Raw genomic sequence first — 13,823 nt, forward strand, 5'->3', positions numbered from 1 at the left:
TTGAAGCTAATAATAGGCTTCTTTATTAAAATTAGAATTCTTTTTTCAACCAACTGGTGATTTTACTGAACCAACCTGTGACTGAGGCACGCTTTTCTGTCTCGGTATCATCGCCAAGATGGCTTTCTTTACCGTAATGCAGAAGCCCTACCGCGGTAGAATAATATGGCTCCTGCGCGTAATCTGTTAACCCCGTAATATTTAACGGCGTACCAATCCTTACTTGGGTGTGGAATACTTTCTGGGCACATTCAACTAAACCGTCAATCTGTGCAGCGCCGCCCGTTAAGACAATACCAGCCGCTAAATGGTGTTTGACACCTTGTTGACGTAACTGTTCCTGTAAATTTAAAATTTCTTCATTTACTAAGTTTAACAGCTCAGTATACCGCGGCTCGATGACTTCTGCTAAGGTTTGACGTTGTAAACTTCTCGGTGGTCGACCACCAACGCTCGGCACTTCAACCGTTTCATCTTTACTCACAATCGAACCGACAGCACAACCGTGGCGAACTTTAATCGCTTCTGCATCACTTGGTGGCGTACCGAAGGCATACGCGATATCGCTGGTAACCACATTCCCTGCGTAAGGAATCACTTTCGTGTGGCGTAACGCACCGCCAGTATAAACGGCCATATCCATAGTACCACCACCGATATCCACCACGCACACACCTAATTCACGTTCATCTTCAGTTAATACGCTATAACTTGCTGCGAGACCAGCAAAAATCAGCTGGTCAACTTTTAGTCCACAACGTTCAACCGCTTTAACAATGTTTTTCGCCATATCATTATGGCAAGTAATTAAATGAACTTTTGCTTGCATGCGCACACCCGACAAACCTACTGGGTTTTTAATCCCTTCTTGGTAGTCGATCGCAAATTCTTGCGGGATTACGTGCAGAATTCGATGTTCATCACGCACACGCACTGATTTCGCCGTATGCACCACACTATCAACGTCTTCTTGTGTCACTTCTTCTTCAGAAACTGGCACCATACCAATTTCATTTTGGCAGCTAACGTGTTTACCTGAAAGCGCCAAATAGACAGAGGAAATTTGGCAATCTGCCATCAGTTCTGCTTGGTCGATAGCCCGTTGAACACATTTTACAACAGACTCTAAGTCGTTTACGCCGCCTTTATCCATTCCACGAGATGGGCAGCTTCCCACCCCGATAATATTAACCATACCATCGGGCAGAATTTCGCCAACAAGGGCTGATACCTTGGAAGTTCCAATTTCAAGGCCTACCACTAATTTTCTGTCCGTTGCTTTAATCATTTCTTCTGCCTAATTTGAGTTATTAGCAATATTTTTTATTGTAACCCCGGTGGTGCATCGACCAAAACTGGCGCCCAGCCCACCGCAGCACCACTGGTATAACGTAAGTCAACGTAGTCGACGCGTTTGTCCGTTGTTTGCTGCAAGATCGGATAAAGTTCAAGGAACCGATTTAACCGCTCTGAAACATCTTTTTTACCCAGTTCGATTCGGGTGTCGTTATCCAAAATGATCTGCCATGCATGACGGGCTGTCATTGATAACGATTTAAGCTTTAACTTATTTGTCGCAAGCGTATTTTTAAAGTTAGCGAGCTCTTTTAGTACCTCTTTTTGGCTACCTTGTGGGCCATAAAGCAATACATAATCCCCTTTACCATTTTCGCTTGCTGGTAAGTTAAACACCCTACCTTCTACATCCACCATATTTTGATCGTTCCATCTGGCGAATGGTTGATACTCAACAATATGAATTTTTAATTCATCTGGCCATTGTTTACGCACAGTAACTTGGCGTATCCATGGCATCATACTTATTTGGTTTTGGATAGCGTTGACATCGACAGTCATAAACGTACCCGGTTGCCCTAACGATAAAATCGCCTTTCTTACATCATCGTTCTTGGTGTAATGCCGCTCACCTGTTAAGACGAGCTTTGACATCGGTAGCCTGTCAGCATCTTTCATCCACGTCATCACCATCCAACCACTCCAAACGATGGTACCGACAACGATGAGAAAGAAAAATAATCCGCCTAAAAATGCCCCATTACTTGGGCCTGAACGTGGGTCATCATCATTGTGATGATTATGATGCCTGACGTTTAACGCTGCTTGTGACATATCAACGAGCCAATTCTAAAATTCGCACAACTAACTGCGAAAAATCTAAACCTGCCTGACGCGCGGCCATTGGTACTAAGCTGTGGCTTGTCATACCTGGCGAAGTGTTCACTTCCAACAAGTAAAACTGGCCATCGCTATCTTGCATCACATCAACACGCCCCCAACCATCACAACCGACCGTTAAATAGGCGTTCATCGCTAACTCAGCAAGCTCAGACTCACGTTGTGTATCTAAACCACTTGGGCAGAAATATTGGGTCTCATCAGACAAATATTTTGCTTCGTAGTCATAAAATATTCCTGGCGGCTGGATACGAATCGACGGTAGAGTTTTATCACCTAATACCGCGATGGTGTATTCAGGACCACTGAGCCATTTTTCAATTAATACGGTTTCGTCGAAACGAAACGCTAATTCAAGTGCCGCAGGTAATGCATCTAAGCTGTCCACCTTACTCATACCAACACTCGAACCTTCTAAGCTTGGTTTTACAATTAATGGCAAATCCAGAGCCTTAACTTTTGCAGTGATTTGTTCACTGCTCATCTGCAAATGTTGCTGTTTAGTTAAGTATATATAAGGAGATACACTTAGTCCCGCACCTTGCCATAATTGTTTTGTTCTGAGTTTATCCATACTCAGTGCCGATGCCATTACGCCACTTCCAGTATAAGGCAAACCAAGGTATTCAAGCATCCCTTGGATCGTACCATCTTCACCACCTCGACCATGTAATGCGATGAAAACTTTATCAAAACCTGCTTCTTTTAGTGTAATAACAGGGAAAGTTTTGGTATCAATAGGATGCGCATCAACTCCGCCTTGGCGAAGCCCTGCCAATACGGCATTTCCTGACTGAAGTGACACTTCACGTTCAGCTGATGTCCCACCAAATAGCACCGCAATTTTCTCTGCCATGTTTATTCCTCGACCATTGGCGGCTGTAATTTCGTTTCCGCGAGCGTTTTGGCTATTTTACCAATATTTCCTGCGCCTTGAACTAAAATTAAATCATTTTCATCAAGAGTTTGAGCTAAAAGGTGAGAAATTTGTTCCGGTTCTGAAACATAAATCGGATCAATCTGACCACGACCTCGAATTGTGCGGCACAATGAGCGGCTATCAGCCCCTGCAACATGCTTTTCACCCGCTGAATAGACATCCAACATCAGCAATACATCCACTTGCCCTAATACATTGACGAAATCGTCGTATAAATCACGGGTACGTGTATAACGATGAGGTTGAAAAATCATCACAATGCGTTTATCTGGCCAACCTGCTCGTGCTGCTTTAATGGTGGCATCCACTTCTGTTGGGTGGTGACCATAGTCATCCACTAACATGACCTCACCTTCTTTGCCGTTGACATTGCGTAATGCAAAATTACCCAAGAAGTCAAAACGGCGCCCTGTACCTTGGAATTCCACCAATGCAGACAAAATGTGTAAGTCATCAATGCCTTCTTCCGTCGCAACCGCAACCGCAGCTGTGGCGTTTAATGCATTATGGCGACCTGGTGCGTTCAACACGACCGTCAATTCCGGCATATTTTCACGTGCAATAGTGAAAAATCCTTGATTGCCTTTTTGTTCGTATTTGGTGATGCGCACATCGGCGTCCTCACTAAAACCATAAGTGGTGATGTAGCGGCCAATTTTTGGTAGCAATGTACGAATAACAGGATCATCAATACACATCACTGCTCGGCCATAAAATGGCAAGTTATGCAGAAAATTAATGAAAGTGTCCGTTAAATTATCAAAGTTACCTTGGTAAGTATCCATGTGGTCAGCTTCGATATTGGTCACTACTGCGACTAATGGCTGCAAATGCAAGAACGATGCATCACTTTCGTCCGCTTCTGCAATCAGATAACGGCTACTCCCTAAGCGTGCATGTGTTCCCGCTGATTTCACTAACCCGCCGTTAACAAACGTAGGGTCTAAACCTGCTTGTGCATAAATGCCTGAAATCATCGCCGTCGTGGTCGTTTTACCATGTGTTCCCGCAACAGCGATACCGTGACGGTAACGCATTAATTCAGCCAACATTTCTGCACGACGAATAACTGGAATACGGAGTTCTTTCGCCGCTTGAATTTCAGGGTTTTCACTTGAAATCGCCGTTGAAACGACAACCACACTGGCATTCTCAACATTTTCTGGACGGTGATTAAAATAAATCGTTGCACCTAATTCAGTTAATTGTTGAGTCACAGCATTGGGTGCCAAGTCTGAACCACTAATTTCATAGCCTTCATTTGCCAACACTTCAGCGATACCACCCATGCCTGCACCGCCGATGCCGACAAAATGGATGTGCCTGACTCTTCTCATTTCTGGCACTGATGTTCTTAATTTCGCTAATTGTTGTGTATTCACTCTGTTTTCGCTTCTTTATAAAATCGGTATCAAATGTGACTAAAACTATTTAGCCACTTCGCAAATCACGGCTGCAACACGTTCAGTTGCATCACTAATTGCACAATCATGGGCTTTTTCAGCCATCGACAACAATTCTGCTCTATCCCACTGCTCAAGCAAGTTTGCTACCGCTTCAGCGGTAAATTGTGGTTGCTCTAAGATCTTCGCAGCGCCCGCTTTTTCCAGTGGTAATGCATTCCAATATTGTTGGCGGTCTTTGTGCTGAAAAGGAACAAAAATAGCAGGTAAACCTGCGGCTGCAACTTCACTGACGGTCAATGCGCCAGAACGGCATACAACAATATCTGCCCAAGCATAAGCTTGCGCCATATCGTCAATAAATTCAGTAACTTTATACTCAGAATTGCCTGAAACTTGCAGCTGTTCATTATACAACGCTTCAGTGGATTCCTTACTGCCTTTTCCCGCTTGGTGCCAGATATTTAACTGTTTGCCTACTTTTGCAGCAACTTGCGGCATCACTTGGTTTAAAATCCGTGCGCCTTGGCTACCACCGACAACTAACACGCGTATCGCGCCTTCTCGGCCTGCTAAGCGAACCGCTGGCGTAGGAAGTGCCAGTACATCTTCACGAACAGGGTTACCAACTACAGGCGCATCAGGGAAAGCCCCCGGAAACGCTTGCAAAACCCGTTTTGCGATGCGTGATAACCATTTGTTCGTCAAACCCGCGATGCCATTTTGCTCATGCAGAACAACCGGAACACCACACTGCCATGCCGCAATACCGCCAGGCCCTGAAACATACCCGCCCATGCCTAATACCGCATCGGGCTGATAACGCTTGATGATTGTTTTCGCTTGTCGTATCGCTTTATAAATACGCCATGGCGCGCCTAACTGTGCGGCAATACCTTTGCCTCTTAAACCTGAAATCTGAATAAACTCAATATCTATGCCATGTTTTGGCACTAAGGTCGCTTCCATTCTATCGGCAGTACCTAACCAGCGAATTTCCCAGCCCTGAGCCTGCAAATAATGCGCCACAGCGAGCCCTGGAAAGACATGCCCTCCTGTTCCACCTGCCATGACGAGTAATTTTTTGGGCTGACTCATTTGGTACTCCTTACAAACGCCTGCGCTTTTTCTAGGCGTGTTTCAAAATCAATTCGCAGTAATACCGCTATCGCTGCGGCCATCACTAATAAACTGGAACCACCATAACTAATTAGGGGTAACGTTAACCCTTTCGTTGGCAGCATACCTGAGGCTGCACCAACGTTAACCAAAGCTTGGAAAGTAAACCAAATACCAATAGAGCAGGCCATATAGCCGCCAAATAATTGGTTAGACATCAACGCACGACGCCCAATCATCATCGCCCTAAATGCCAACATGAACACCATTAACAGGACTAATACAACTCCGACATACCCCAATTCTTCCGCTAACACGGAGAAAATAAAGTCAGTATGCGCTTCAGGGAGGTATTCCAGTTTTTGAACTGAATTTCCTAACCCTTGGCCTAACATTTCACCACGACCAAATGCCATTAATGACTGTGTTAACTGGTAGCCACTACCAAATGGGTCATCCCATGGGTTTAAAAACGAGGTCACACGGCGCAAACGGTAAGGCTCAAACCAGATCAGCGCTAATACCCCCACCGCACAGGTGGCAATACCGATAATAAACGGTGCCAGCCTTGCGCCCGCTAAAAACAGTAAGCCTAATGTTGTGACGACTAATACAATGACTGTACCTAAGTCAGGCTGTAAAAGCAGTAATGATGCCATCACAATCAAAATACACATCGGTTTGATAAACCCGAGAAAGCGAGTACGAACTTCTTCTGACTTGCGTACTAAGTAGCTTGAAACATAGCAAAATAGAGTGAATTTCGAAATTTCAGCTGGCTGAATTTTCACTAACCCGACGTCAATCCAACGAGATGCCCCGTTAACCGAACTCCCTGCCACTAATACCACGACTAACATGCCCAGTGAGCCCATCAAAAATAGGAAATTATACTTTTCCCAAAAAGCCATCGGTATGCGCATGACCGCTAATGATAAGGCGAAAGCAATAACGAGATAGACCATGTCGCGTTTTGCAAAGTAAAACGGGTCTTCTGTCAAACGCTGCCCTACTGGCATCGACGCCGAGGTCACCATAATGAAGCCGATAGCCGCTAAACCGAATGCCAACCAGACCAATGTACGGTCGTACAGCGTTGAGCCTGAAATTACGCCATTTTTTTCACCAATGACCCAATTTTTTAAACGCATCGCACCCGGTATGGTCATTACCCAAGCTCCTTCGCTAATTGAGCAAAAATAGCGCCACGCTGCTCAAAGTTTTTAAACTGATCTAAACTGGCGCAAGCTGGCGATAATAACACCATATCCCCTGCTTTTAATTGCGGTGCAATTTGACGTAAGCTTTGCTCCATCGTGTCAGTTAATACTGATTTTTCAGGGGCTAAAGCGGCTAATGATTTACCATCACGACCAAAGCAATATAAATGGTAGTTATCCGCGGCAATATATTGTTTTAACGATGAAAAATCAGCCGACTTACCATCACCACCTAACAATAGATAGACTGAGCCGTCAACATGCAACCCATTCAATGCGGCTTCAGTACTGCCCACATTAGTGGCTTTGGAGTCATTAATCCAACGTACTCCATTGTTAAATAATACCAATTCAAAACGATGTGCTAACCCAGCGTAGGTTTTCAACACCTCAATACAAGCAGGGCGCGGAATATTTACCGCATCCGCAAGGGCTAACGCAGCCAGTGCGTTCAAATAGTTATGCTGGCCCGTCAAGCGCATCTCATTCACGTCTAACAATGTTTTACCGTTGACCACCAACGCACGATTTTTCGTGTCAAAGCAATACTTGCCACTGTTCACCCCAAAACCAATACATTCATCAGCGGATTGGTTTTCAGGCAGCGTTAACGCATCTTGCATATTCACGATACAGTTCTGTGCACCATGATAAATTTTTAATTTCGCACCGCGGTATTGTGATAAGCCCAGCGGATATCTGTCCATATGGTCTTCGCTGATATTCAGTACCGTTGCTGCTGCCGCTTTTAGGCTTGATGTGGTTTCGAGTTGGAAACTGGATAACTCTAGAACGTACAATGCATGGCCTGAATTGAGTAAAGACAGCGCTGGCGTGCCAATATTGCCACCCACACCGACAGAAATCCCTGCCGCGCTCGCCATCTCCCCGACTAATGAGGTAACAGTGCTTTTCCCGTTTGACCCTGTAATCGCCACAATTGGCGCATCCGCTTCACGACAAAACAGCTCGATATCACCGACGATTTCAATACCGTTTTGCGCAGCTTCCTGCAATTGTGGTGTCGCTAATGCAATCCCTGGACTTGCAACAATCAAATCGGCTTCTTGAAGCCATGCGTTGTTCAAACTTCCGCTATGGCACTGCACATTTTCAGGCAGTTTATCCACACCCGGAGGTGTTGCACGGGTATCCATCACGCGTGGCACAGCACCACGCTCAATGAAAAATTGAACGCACGATAGACCTGTGACGCCCAGACCTATAATGACAACGTTCTTACCCTGATAATCAACCATATTAACGCACCTTCAACGTTGCTAGCCCAATCAGCACTAGCATCAAGGAAATAATCCAGAAGCGCACGATAACACGAGGTTCTGGCCAGCCTTTCAATTCATAATGGTGGTGAATTGGTGCCATGCGGAAGATCCGTTGACCACGTAATTTAAACGAACCGACCTGTAAAATAACGGATAAGGTTTCAACCACAAACACCCCACCCATAATCACTAATAGGAATTCTTGGCGCAGTAAAACGGCGATTGTACCTAATGCACCACCGAGCGCCAGTGAGCCTACATCCCCCATAAAAACTTGTGCTGGGTATGTGTTAAACCAAAGAAAACCTAAACCTGCCCCAACAATAGCCGTGCAAACAATCACCAACTCACCTGCGTGTGGTAAGAATGGAATATGCAAGTAGCCCGCAAAATTGACGTTACCTGTCGCCCATGCCACTAATGCAAAACCAGCTGCAACAAATACCGTTGGCATGATGGCTAAGCCATCAAGGCCATCCGTTAAATTCACCGCATTACTGGTACCGACAATCACAAAATAGGTCAGTAAAATGTATAACATGCCCAGTTGTGGCATCACATCTTTGAAGAATGGCACAACAAGTTGAGTGGCTGGCGTGTCTTTGCCTATCGTATACATAGAAAAAGCAACAACTAACGCGATAACGGACTGCCAAAAATATTTCCAACGAGCGATTAAGCCACGCGTGTCTTTTCTTACTACCTTGCGGTAATCATCCACAAAACCAACGATGCCGTAGCCGATTAACACCAGCAATACACACCAAACATAAGGGTTATCTAAGCGCGCCCACAGTAAAACTGACACTGTAATTGAAAACAGGATCAACAGACCGCCCATAGTTGGCGTGCCACGCTTACTGAAGTGTGACTCAGGGCCTTCGCTACGCACGACTTGCCCAATCTGCATTTTTTGCAGATAAGCAATCAGGTGCGGCCCCATCCATAACGCAATCGCAAGTGCAGTCAGCAAACCGACAATGGCTCTGAACGTCAGATATGAAAAGACGTTCAAGACGGAAAACTTGTGGACCAACATTTCGGCAAGCCAGACTAACATTCGAAGCACTCCTTCAATGCATTCACCACATCTTCCATCGCGGAGCTGCGTGAACCTTTAACTAAAATGGAAACAACATCATTCTGCTGTGCTAGCGGAATTAGTCGGGTTAATAAATCGCTTTTTACCGTAAAGTGCTCACCACACTCACTAAATTCGCTGATCAACTTACTGAGTTGACCAACGCTGAATACTTTATCTAAACCAGCCTGTTTAGCCGCAACGCCAACACGTTGGTGGCACTCTTCTGCGTAATCGCCAAGCTCGCCCATATCACCGACAACTAAAATGCGGTAACCTGGCATTTTTTCCAGTACGTGAATGGCGGCAATCATGGAGCCATCATTGGCATTGTAGGTGTCGTCCAACACCACTTTGTGTTCTGCTAAGCGAACAGGAAACAAACGGCCTGGCACGGCTTTGGTATTTGCTAAGCCATTCTTGATATCTTCAAGGCTTGCCCCAACCGAAATGGCTAATGCACTCGCCGCTAATACGTTGGCAATATTGTGGACGCCTGGTAGTGGTAACGTAATATCAACGCACCCAACTGGCGTATGTAACACAAAATCTGTTGTTAGCTGTTTGATTTGAATATCTGTTGGGTAAAAATCAGCTTTAGGCTGTTGTGTTAATGAGTAATACCACACCGTTTGGCGTGGTTGGAACTGCCATTTTTCACTGTAGCTATCTAAATTGACAATTGCCGTCCCTTCTTCTGGGATACCTTGGTAAATTTCACCTTTGGCTTTTGCCACGCCTTCTGGCGAACCAAACCCTGCTAAGTGCGCACCAAATAAATTGTTTACTAATGCCGTTTCTGGCTTAACAATATTAGTGGTGTAAGCAATCTCATTTGGGTGGTTAGCCCCCATTTCAATCACAGCAAAATCGTACTCTGGCGTTAAGCGAAACAGTGTTAACGGCACGCCGATATCGTTATTTAAGTTACCTGCGGTATATAAGGTTTTGCCTCGCTCAGCCAAGATAGATGCCGTCATTTCTTTCACAGACGTTTTGCCCGATGATCCTGTTAAACCAACAATGCGAGCACTCACTTGCTGGCGAACCCAGGCAGCCAGTTGCCCCATTGCAATACGGGTATCATCAACAACCACTTGTGGGCAATTTACGGCCAGTTGGCGATCGACTAATAAGGCTTTTGCACCGCCTTCCACCACTTGCTCAGCAAAATCATGAGCATCAAAACGCTCCCCTTTAAGGGCAATAAACAAACCGTTCTCACCAATTTTACGGCTGTCTGTGCTAACGCTTTCAAGCACAAATTCGCAGTTAGATGCAAACTCAATCCGCCCTGAAGTGATTTTTGCGAGTTGCGTGAGGGTTAATGGGATCATGCTATCACCCCCAATAACCGTGCCACCGTTAAGCGATCTGAATAATCTAACTTACGATTACCTATAATTTGGTAATCTTCATGCCCCTTCCCTGCAAGGACAATCACATCATCTGGTGAAGCTTGCAAAATAGCATTAGTTACTGCTTCTGGACGCCCTGGTATCGCTAGAGCACGACTTGAATCCAGTAAGCCCGCCATAATATCGTTGATAATATCCATTGGGTCTTCACTGCGAGGATTATCGTCAGTGATAATGATTTTATCTGCCCACTCTTCTGCCACAGCACCCATAAGTGGGCGCTTACCTTTATCGCGATCTCCACCGCAACCAAACACACACCAAAGCTGCCCTTTACAATGTAAACGAGCTGCTGCAAGCGCTTTTTCTAACGCGTCAGGTGTATGAGCGTAATCAACAACCACGGTCGGTTTGTTTGGTGCACTAAAAACTTCCATTCGACCACAAACAGGGGAAAGGGAAGATGTGGATGCTAATAACGAGTCAAGTGGGTAACCCATCATTAACAATGTCGCCATCGCAACTAATAAGTTACTGACGTTGAACGCCCCCATTAATGGACTTTCAAATGCGCCGTTACCCCATGTGGAATCAAAATGAATAGTCGCGCCTTTATCGTGGTATTCCACTTCAGTAGCTTTTAACCAAGGCCCTTGCCAGTTGGCTGGAATACGATTTTCCATCGTTACCGCACATGCTTGTGGTAGGCGTTGTAACCATTTCAGCCCAACGTCATCATCTGCATTAATAATTTGATTTTTAGTTTGATGCGTCGAGAAAAGTAACCATTTTGCCGCTTCATAATTTTCCATATCACCATGGTAATCAAGGTGATCACGGCTTAGGTTGGTGAACACTGCGGCAGCGAATTGCAATGCAGCGACACGCCCTTGTACTAAACCGTGGGAGGACACTTCCATCGCAGTCAATGTGGCTTTTTTATTTAATAGCTGCGTGAGTTCTAACTGAATATCTACCGCAGAGCCTGTCGTATTCTCCGTTGGTGAAACCTGCCCTAATAAACCATTTCCAACAGTTCCCATCACAGCGCTTGTCTCGCCAAGACCTTGCGCCCACTGTGCAATCAGTTGGGTTGTTGTTGTTTTACCATTTGTTCCCGTCACGCCGACTAATTTCATTTTGGCAGAAGGCTGGTCATAAAACTCACCTGCCAGTGCAGATAAACGATTGTTTAAGTCATTGAGATAAATCACTGGCACACCATGAACAAAGCGAATTTCGCCTTCTTCAGCTTCACCTTGTGCCTCTGCAATCACAGCACCAACCCCTTGTGCAATCGCTTGAGGAATATAATGCCTACCATCCGACTGATGGCCTTTTATCGCAATAAACAGATCGCCCGCGGCAGCCTTTCGACTGTCTAGCGTCATCTCACGTAGTGAGATAGGAGTTGTGCTTACACCAAATGGCGCAAGAAGATCACAAAGATTACGATCTGCCACTTTTAACCTCTTTTTGACTGTTCACAATTTCATTTTTATCATCAGGTTGTAACGCATCTGGCTCAATATTCATCAGTCGTAAGACTCCGCCCATAATCGAACCAAACACAGGAGCAGAAACTGCCCCTCCGTAGTACTTACCACCGCTTGGCTCGTTGATTAATACAACAAGCGCATAACGTGGATTACTTGCAGGGGCTACACCCGCTGCATAAGCGAGATATTTTTCAACATATCGCCCTTCAGGACCGACTTTTTTCGCGGTACCTGTTTTAATTGCAATACGATAACCTTTAATCGCGGCACGAGCACCACCACCACCAGGCAGAGCTACACTTTCCATCATATGCACCACCGTACGCATAATTGGCTCAGGGAAAACACGAGTTCCTGGTACTGGTGGGTCAACTTTTGTGATAGATAGCGGCCTATAGATACCAAAACTACCAATTGTTGCGTAGGCTCGCGCTAATTGTAACGGTGTTACCATTTGCCCATAGCCAAAAGAAAAGGTGGCCCTATCTAAATCAGACCACCGTGTTTTTTTACTTGGAAAGATGCCACTACTTTCCCCGACTAACCCCAGATTAGTCGGCTTGCCAAACCCAAAGCGGCTATACACATCCACCAGCTCTGTGGCAGGCATCGCTAACGCCAGTTTAGAAACACCCACGTTACTCGACTTCTGTAAAATTCCAGTAATCGTTAATTCCGCATAGCGCGCAACGTCTTTAATTTCATGTCCACTAATACGATATGGATAAGTATTAATGACTGAATTTTCTTTAATAATTTTGTTGTGTAATGCGCTCATTACCACCATTGGTTTTACTGTTGAACCTGGTTCAAAAATATCGGTAATTGCGCGATTACGCATGGCATCCATTGCTGTGCCAGCAAGGTTATTTGGGTTATACGATGGGCTATTGGCCATCGCCAATATTTCCCCAGTGTGTACATCCACTAAAATCGCCACACCTGATTCCGCTTTATTTTCTTGCACGCCGCGAGTCAGTTCACGGTAAACAATTGATTGAATGCGTTCATCGATACTTAATGTCAGGTTATGCGCCGCTTGGCTATCGACTGATGAAATCGTTTCGATCACGCGACCATTTCTATCTTTACGAACAGTACGCTCTCCTGGAGCGCCTTTTAACCAGCGGTCAAAACTTTTTTCAACACCTTCAATACCTTCACCATCAATGTTTGTCACACCTAACAAGTGTGCTGTCACAGGGCCTGAAGGGTAATAACGGCGAGATTCTTTGCGCAGGTAGATACCTGGGATTTTTAATTTTTTAACGTAGTCACCGATAGATGGGTTAACTTGGCGCGCTAAATACACAAAACGGCCACGTGGATTGGCCGATATTTTCTTGGTAATTTGCTCGAGTGGAATTTCGAGTGCGTCTGCAAGCGCTTTCCAGTGCTCATCATTGCTAATTCCACCTTTCTCAAACACTTCTTTTGGATCTGCCCAAATTGCATTAACTGGCACGCTGACCGCGAGCTGCCGACCTTCACGATCACTAATCATACCCCGAGCAGTTGCCACTTCTTGAACACGCAAAGAGCGCATATCCCCTTCTTTAACCAGTTTTTCAGGGGCAATAATTTGCAGGTAAGCCACGCGCGTTAATAACCCTGCTAGCGCTAAGACAATACACCCGCACAGCAAAATAAAGCGCCAGCGGACAAAGCTGGTACTTTCTTCTTGTTTCTTATTTTTTGCTGTTTTTGGTGCTTTCATTGGGAAC

11 protein-coding genes are annotated in these 13,823 nt (G+C 45.3%); all 11 read right to left on the bottom strand.

Annotation, left to right across the window (positions count from 1 at the left end; translation table 11 throughout):
• Positions 1 to 31: 31 nt before the first annotated feature.
• The 11 genes from ftsA to ftsI are packed head-to-tail and all read right to left on the bottom strand — an operon-like array spanning position 32 to position 13,816.
• Positions 32 to 1,288 carry a cell division protein FtsA gene (gene ftsA / locus M1F05_RS14100; RefSeq protein ID WP_206082695.1) on the bottom strand — a complete coding sequence of 419 codons (1,257 nt, stop codon included), beginning with the start codon at positions 1,286 to 1,288 and terminating at the stop codon, positions 32 to 34.
• A gap of 35 nt (positions 1,289 to 1,323) precedes the next feature.
• Positions 1,324 to 2,130 (bottom strand): cell division protein FtsQ, encoded by an 807-nt coding sequence (gene ftsQ / locus M1F05_RS14105; protein WP_206082696.1) that lies wholly within the window; start codon positions 2,128 to 2,130, stop codon positions 1,324 to 1,326.
• Between the two features lies 1 nt (position 2,131).
• Positions 2,132 to 3,052 carry a D-alanine--D-alanine ligase gene (locus tag M1F05_RS14110; protein ID WP_206082697.1) on the bottom strand — a complete coding sequence of 307 codons (921 nt, stop codon included), beginning with the start codon at positions 3,050 to 3,052 and terminating at the stop codon, positions 2,132 to 2,134.
• A 2-nt stretch (positions 3,053 to 3,054) separates the two neighbouring features.
• Positions 3,055 to 4,518, bottom strand: coding sequence for a UDP-N-acetylmuramate--L-alanine ligase (gene murC, locus M1F05_RS14115; RefSeq protein ID WP_206082698.1), 1,464 nt, complete (start codon positions 4,516 to 4,518; stop codon positions 3,055 to 3,057).
• Between the two features lie 45 nt (positions 4,519 to 4,563).
• Positions 4,564 to 5,637: an undecaprenyldiphospho-muramoylpentapeptide beta-N-acetylglucosaminyltransferase gene (murG, locus tag M1F05_RS14120; RefSeq protein ID WP_206082699.1), complete on the bottom strand. Its 1,074-nt coding sequence runs from the start codon at positions 5,635 to 5,637 to the stop codon at positions 4,564 to 4,566.
• The gene (gene ftsW, locus M1F05_RS14125; RefSeq protein ID WP_206082700.1) at positions 5,634 to 6,827 is read right to left on the bottom strand and encodes a cell division protein FtsW; all 1,194 of its coding nucleotides are present in this window, start codon (positions 6,825 to 6,827) and stop codon (positions 5,634 to 5,636) included. The genes murG and ftsW overlap by 4 nt, the downstream gene beginning before the upstream one ends.
• The gene (murD, locus tag M1F05_RS14130; protein ID WP_206082701.1) at positions 6,827 to 8,137 is read right to left on the bottom strand and encodes a UDP-N-acetylmuramoyl-L-alanine--D-glutamate ligase; all 1,311 of its coding nucleotides are present in this window, start codon (positions 8,135 to 8,137) and stop codon (positions 6,827 to 6,829) included. The genes ftsW and murD overlap by 1 nt, the downstream gene beginning before the upstream one ends.
• Position 8,138: 1 nt before the next feature.
• The gene (gene mraY / locus M1F05_RS14135) at positions 8,139 to 9,221 is read right to left on the bottom strand and encodes a phospho-N-acetylmuramoyl-pentapeptide-transferase (protein WP_206082702.1); all 1,083 of its coding nucleotides are present in this window, start codon (positions 9,219 to 9,221) and stop codon (positions 8,139 to 8,141) included.
• Positions 9,215 to 10,579, bottom strand: coding sequence for a UDP-N-acetylmuramoyl-tripeptide--D-alanyl-D-alanine ligase (murF, locus tag M1F05_RS14140; RefSeq protein WP_206082703.1), 1,365 nt, complete (start codon positions 10,577 to 10,579; stop codon positions 9,215 to 9,217). Before murF ends, mraY begins: the two co-directional genes overlap by 7 nt.
• Positions 10,576 to 12,063, bottom strand: coding sequence for a UDP-N-acetylmuramoyl-L-alanyl-D-glutamate--2,6-diaminopimelate ligase (gene murE, locus M1F05_RS14145; RefSeq protein ID WP_206082704.1), 1,488 nt, complete (start codon positions 12,061 to 12,063; stop codon positions 10,576 to 10,578). The genes murF and murE overlap by 4 nt, the downstream gene beginning before the upstream one ends.
• Positions 12,050 to 13,816: a peptidoglycan glycosyltransferase FtsI gene (ftsI, locus tag M1F05_RS14150; RefSeq protein ID WP_206082705.1), complete on the bottom strand. Its 1,767-nt coding sequence runs from the start codon at positions 13,814 to 13,816 to the stop codon at positions 12,050 to 12,052. The genes murE and ftsI overlap by 14 nt, the downstream gene beginning before the upstream one ends.
• Positions 13,817 to 13,823 lie beyond the last annotated feature (7 nt).

This window comes from Providencia sp. PROV252, assembly GCF_033676005.1.
In the GTDB taxonomy this organism is placed as follows: Bacteria; Pseudomonadota; Gammaproteobacteria; order Enterobacterales; family Enterobacteriaceae; genus Providencia; species Providencia vermicola.

Coding starts and splice junctions, on each gene's coding strand:
- ftsA (WP_206082695.1), bottom strand. CDS start 1,288: ATGATTAAAGCAACGGACAGAAAATTAGTGGTAGGCCTTGAAATTGGA.
- ftsQ (WP_206082696.1), bottom strand. CDS start 2,130: ATGTCACAAGCAGCGTTAAACGTCAGGCATCATAATCATCACAATGAT.
- M1F05_RS14110 (WP_206082697.1), bottom strand. CDS start 3,052: ATGGCAGAGAAAATTGCGGTGCTATTTGGTGGGACATCAGCTGAACGT.
- murG (WP_206082699.1), bottom strand. CDS start 5,637: ATGAGTCAGCCCAAAAAATTACTCGTCATGGCAGGTGGAACAGGAGGG.
- ftsW (WP_206082700.1), bottom strand. CDS start 6,827: ATGACCATACCGGGTGCGATGCGTTTAAAAAATTGGGTCATTGGTGAA.
- murD (WP_206082701.1), bottom strand. CDS start 8,137: ATGGTTGATTATCAGGGTAAGAACGTTGTCATTATAGGTCTGGGCGTC.
- mraY (WP_206082702.1), bottom strand. CDS start 9,221: ATGTTAGTCTGGCTTGCCGAAATGTTGGTCCACAAGTTTTCCGTCTTG.
- murF (WP_206082703.1), bottom strand. CDS start 10,579: ATGATCCCATTAACCCTCACGCAACTCGCAAAAATCACTTCAGGGCGG.
- ftsI (WP_206082705.1), bottom strand. CDS start 13,816: ATGAAAGCACCAAAAACAGCAAAAAATAAGAAACAAGAAGAAAGTACC.